Origin of the sequence: Sebaldella sp. S0638, assembly GCF_024158605.1 — a bacterium.
Classification (GTDB): Bacteria; Fusobacteriota; Fusobacteriia; order Fusobacteriales; family Leptotrichiaceae; genus Sebaldella.
Genome location: NZ_JAMZGM010000175.1, coordinates 1 through 5,419 on the forward strand (window position 1 = coordinate 1; position 5,419 = coordinate 5,419).

5 protein-coding genes are annotated in these 5,419 nt (G+C 28.6%); all 5 read right to left on the reverse strand.

Going from position 1 to position 5,419, the window contains the following annotated elements:
- The coding region (locus NK213_RS18750) for a site-specific DNA-methyltransferase (protein ID WP_253352107.1) at nt 1-1,123 on the reverse strand (1,123 nt) is incomplete at its 3' end.
- 99 nt (nt 1,124-1,222) lie between these two features.
- Nucleotides 1,223-1,369, reverse strand: a complete 147-nt coding sequence (locus NK213_RS18755) for a hypothetical protein (RefSeq protein WP_253352108.1) — start codon at nt 1,367-1,369, stop codon at nt 1,223-1,225.
- An 84-nt stretch (nt 1,370-1,453) separates the two neighbouring features.
- Nucleotides 1,454-1,624, reverse strand: coding sequence for a hypothetical protein (locus NK213_RS18760; protein ID WP_253352109.1), 171 nt, complete (start codon nt 1,622-1,624; stop codon nt 1,454-1,456).
- A gap of 62 nt (nt 1,625-1,686) precedes the next feature.
- A complete protein-coding gene (locus tag NK213_RS18765) occupies nt 1,687-3,000 on the reverse strand; it encodes a hypothetical protein (RefSeq protein WP_253352110.1) in 1,314 nt (437 codons plus the stop codon).
- A 164-nt stretch (nt 3,001-3,164) separates the two neighbouring features.
- Nucleotides 3,165-5,144 (reverse strand): N-6 DNA methylase, encoded by a 1,980-nt coding sequence (locus tag NK213_RS18770; RefSeq protein ID WP_253352111.1) that lies wholly within the window; start codon nt 5,142-5,144, stop codon nt 3,165-3,167.
- Between the last annotated feature and the right edge of the window lie 275 nt (nt 5,145-5,419).

The following is a 5,419-nucleotide window of genomic DNA, read 5'->3' on the forward strand; positions in this document are numbered from 1 at the left end:
ACATATTTTTCCCTGATATTTCTGCTGCTATTAGTGAACTTCCACTTCCTAAAAATCCATCCCATATATTTTTATGACTTTCTTTTAAAAAGTTTTCATACAGCCAGTTATATAGTCTTACTGGTTTCTGATTGGCATGTATTCTTTTTATACTTTGATTTGTTCCTACTATTCCATTTTTTCCTTTTTCCGGTTCATATTGTGTACCTGTAAATCCAAACCAGAAAAACCTTGCTATCCTTTGTCTGTGTTTCACTTTGCTCCAGCATAATTCAAACTCTGATAATGTGTAATCTGCTTTGGCTATATTCATACTCTCTGATTCGAAGTCGGTTCTTTTATCCCATACCAGCCAACTTCCACCTTCTATTTCTTTTATGTAATAGTTAGCCCCCCACCAGAACTGTTCTTCTACATTCTTAAAATATTCAAGAAAAATACTACAATCAAAGTGTTTATCATCATTTAATATCTTCCTATAGTTTTTACCATCACTCATAGTTGAAAAATCTGTATCAAGATTCATTCCATACGGAGGGTCTGATACTACCGCATCAACTTTTATTCCTTTTAGTAGTTTATCTAGATTATCCTTACTAAAACTGTCTCCGCATAGTATTCTGTGATTTCCTAATTCTATTAAGTCCCCTCTTTTTATGACTAAATTCTTTACTTCTTCCGGTATATATTCATCATCAACTCTTAGTTTTTCTTCTTTTATTTCCTTAAGTTCTGTATCTTCAATGAATTTTAGGTCCTCATCATTAAATCCCAGTAATTCAAGATTTATATCCTCTAAATTAAGAAGCTCTGTTTTTAGAAGATCTTCATCCCATAAACTTAATTCCTTTATTTTATTATCTGCAAGTCTGTATGCCCTTACCTGATCATCTGTTAAATCATCAGCTATTACACAGTCTATTTCTTTATATCCAAGTTTTTTAACTGCCTGTAATCTTCCATGACCTGCTACAATTACATTATTTCTGTCTATTACAATTGGCTGTCTAAATCCATATCTTTTTATTATTTCAGCGAGTTTTGTTATCTGTTCTCTGCTATGGATTACCGGATTATTCTCATATTCTCTTAAATCTTTTATATTTATTTTTCTTATTTCCATTTTTTCTCCTAAAAAACAAAAGAGCCACCAAACTAATAGACTTTTACATCTAGTTAGTTCAGTAGCTCTTGGGATCCCAAGCATCAACTACTCGTTTATTTAAAATTTTGTTTTTTTCATCTTAGTTTTTATTTTCCCATATTCATAAGAAAATTCTATAGTTCCTTTTCCAGTTAATATTTCTTTGATTACTTCCTGAATTTCTTTATTTTCTCGTATGTATTTATATATTTCTTCCAATTCCATTTTTTACTCCTTTATTATATCATTTAAACATTAACTTTTCAATATTCCACTATAGCTTTTTTATTATTACTTTATGCCCGCCTTTCATCTTATCCTCCTATACTTCGCACATAACTCCCCATTTTCCGTCTTTACCTGTTGTACTTCATACTTCCCATCCTGTAGTCCTCTTACATTTTTTCTCACAAATTCCAGTAATTTTCCGGTAAAATTATGTTTTGTTATCTTCTCACCACTTATTATTATATATTTCATTATCCCTCCTAAAATTCTTTCATAATAAAAAACAAGACTTTTAGTTGTCTTGTCTTATTTACCTATATTTCTATATTTATTTTTTTTATTTCTTCTTCCAAATATTTAACTGCTTCTTCTTCTGTTTTTTCTATTGCTATTTCTACTGCCTTTACTGAATTTTCTAACAATTGTTCAGATCGTTCTTTTAAATAAAATGATTTTTGAATTTTCTCTGATATTTTTTGTTGAATGTTGAAGTCTATTTTGGGAACTAGTATATTTTTAATATCATTACTAGATATGTTCGTTTGAACTCCACCAGTTCCGATTCTATCTAATTGAGTTTTTCCTATCCTAGAATTTAGAATCAATGCTAACACAAAAGAATCGTAATCTTTTACTGAAAATCTAAAAATCCTCTGATTTACCACTGCCTCTATATCATCCCTTATCACACAAGCACTCCCTATTGTTCCAGACATAGAAATTAGTATATCATATTTTTTCACGAAATCTTTAGTAGTTTGTTCAGCAACTTCATTTGAAATTGATACACTATTTTTTATATCTAAGTCACCATTAATGATATTATTTATTCTGATTAACTTTACCACTCCATCTTCTATATAATCACAACTTTTAAAAGCAAAACCAGTTGAATATTCCTTTATATAATCCTTCAACTTTCCATATCCATTTTTATATATTTTAATTTTTTTTATTATATCATCATATTTAGGTTGATAATACTCAGCATCCAATCTTCCACTTTCTAAAAAAGAAGCTGATAAACTTTTTATAGAAATATTTTCTTCTAATAATTTATAGTTATCTAAATTAAGTTCTTTTAAAAGTATTTCTTGTGCTTCTTTATACAAATTTTCTGAAATTATCTTGTTTTTATTAGCAATTAAAAATCTCGATTCTACCAATTTTTGAAGTTTCATATCAAGTAATGGTATTTCTATTTCTTTCACTTCTTCTGGATTTATATTTGCTTGATTAATTGACTCTCTAACTCTTGACTTTAGCTGTTCTACTCCAAATTTAGAATTCAAGAAAGCAGTCAAATACTCTGGTAAACAAAATTTTTCATTTGTATTAAATCTAACTAAATAAGAAGCGAAAATAAAATCTTTTTCTGAATTTTTATAAAAGATCCCTGTTCGGCCAACCCATTCCAGAGAATTTGTCCTATTAAATAAAACATCTTTGTCATTTAATTTAAAGCTATTTAATTCATTTTTATTGATATCGGCATATTTTTCAACTTCACTTTTAGTTAACATTTTAGAAATTTCATTCATTCTATATATCGGATAACCTATTCTGTCTTCATTCATTGATATCGAAATTCCATATTGAGAGTTTCCAAGTAATTCCCCAATTTTCATATAATTTAACTTTAAATTCTTATATATTTGAGTAGTCCAAACATTACTGTCTAGTCTAAAATCTTTATTTTTTAAAGTTTCTGTGTAATTTATTTCTTTTAATTCCAGCCTGTCCCTTAGCTCATTATATTTATTTTCATTAAAAGGTTCTAAAGACAGGCTTTCTAAAAAAAACTTAGTTCCTCTTTCTTAGCAAATTCTATAAATGCCTCTGCTATTCCATCCTCTGTTAATCCTTCATGATTGTATAAATCATGTTCCACAATTAGATGATCATGCGTATCTAACCTATTTTCTCCATTTTCATCTTTTACATATATTTTTTCTCCTGAATTATCTTTTCCAGATTTTTGCATTGTTGCAAAAAATATATTATAATCCTCTACTCTAGGACATAAATTTCCATCCCACTTTTGTACAAATAAAACTGAAGTTTTTGTTCCTGTATGTGGTTTAAATGTATTCCCATGTAATCCTACTACTGCCAAAATCCTTCCATGTTCTGCTATAAATTCTCTAATTTTTTGATCACTTGAATTATTAAATCTTCCTTGTGGCAGAACTATTGCCATTCTTCCACCAGGTTTAAGAAATTTCAAATTACGCTCAATAAATAAGACGTCTCTTCCCACTTTTGCTTTCCATTTATCTTTACTTTTTTCTCCAAGTTCATATTGAGTTATGATTTGTTGTTCTTTTATATCACCTGCAAAAGGGGGGTTTGCTAGTAATACATCAAATGAAAAATTTTTATAATCACTAGCTTTAGGTGCTCTCAATTTTTTTAATTTTCTAAAGCCTTTATTATATGTATCATTCCAACTTTCTTGTTTAGAAATCTCATCCCATCTATTATAGTCCAAAGTATTTAAATGTAAAACATTTGTTTGACCATCTCCTGCAATTAAATTTAAGGTTCTTGCTACTCTCACAGCTTTTTCATCAAAATCTATTGCGAATACTTTACTTTCAACATATTTAAGTTCTCTTTGTGTTCTTTTTTCAGTAGTAAAATTAGGACTTTTTTCTAATCCCATTTCTTCTCTTATCTGATTCCATACATGAAAAATACTATGTACTGTAAAACCAGCACTTCCAGCCGCTGTATCAATTATATACTCTTCTTCTTTTGGATTTATCATTTTAACACACATATCTATTACATAACGTGGAGTAAAATATTGTCCCTTTTCTCCTTTACTAGACTTACTCATTAAATATTCAAAAGCATCATCTACAACATCCAAATTAGAATTAAATAACTTATATTTTTGCAGAGAGGCAACACAAACTGCTAAATGTGAAGGAGATAATGTTACTTTACTATCTTCTGAAAATACACCATACCATTTTTCTTTAGCCTCCTCAAACAAATACCCTATTTCTTCTCTTAACTCGTAGTCAGTATAGCCAGCATTCCAAAAACGCAAAAATTCATTTGGATTTTGAGCAGATGTTAACTCATCATACAATTTAGAAAAAATTAGTTTAAACACTTCTTCAAATACATCTACTCCTGCATTTGCTAAAACTTCATCCTCAATTTCTAAAATTATATCTTTCAAAGATCTCTTAGAAGTTTTAAGTTCATCAATTTCGCATAAATCTTTATATGTCTTTCTTTCGTTTAAAACATCTACTAACTTTTGATTTGCTCTTGGTAAATCTGTTATTTCTTCAAAATAATTAGGATCTTTTCTATGCCATGGTACAACTTCTTTTCCATTTGTCCATATTCCTATTGGCGCCCCAGTTGCATTACAATATGATTTTAACTGTTCTTTTCCATCTTTTAAATTAAATTTTTTAACTTCAACTATAATATAAGGAACATCTGGCCTATCTTTATCCCAAATTACTATATCAGCCTTTTTTACTTCTCTTCCGAAATGAACTGGCGATTCAAGACTAATCCTACTCTTTGGATATTTATATTTATTTATTAGAATATCTAAATACAACTGTCTTATTACTTCTTCAGGTTTAAGTACTATTTCCCTTTTTCTAATGATACACTCTACATAAGGAGTTTCACCACTTTTAACTTGTCTTAAAACTATTTTAGTTTCTAATTCCTTTTTAGCTTTTTCAGTAAAAATACTTTCATCATAATTCGAATTTTTCAAAATATCATTTAATTTCATTCTTACCCCTTACTTTTATATTTTATGGTTTGCAATTTATACTTTTGAATTATACCATAAAATCATTTTTTTATAAATAATACAAGACTAAATATTTAATTCCCATTGTCCAAATTACTTATGCATATGCTATTCCTTGCCTAAACACCTTTCCTTTATTCTTTTCCAAAAACTCCTGAACTTCATAATTTATCTTAGTCTGTAATGGTCAAGCAAAATGGGAACATTAGGATCCAAAGAAATTGAATCTAGCCTGGTAAGGAGTAATAAACCCA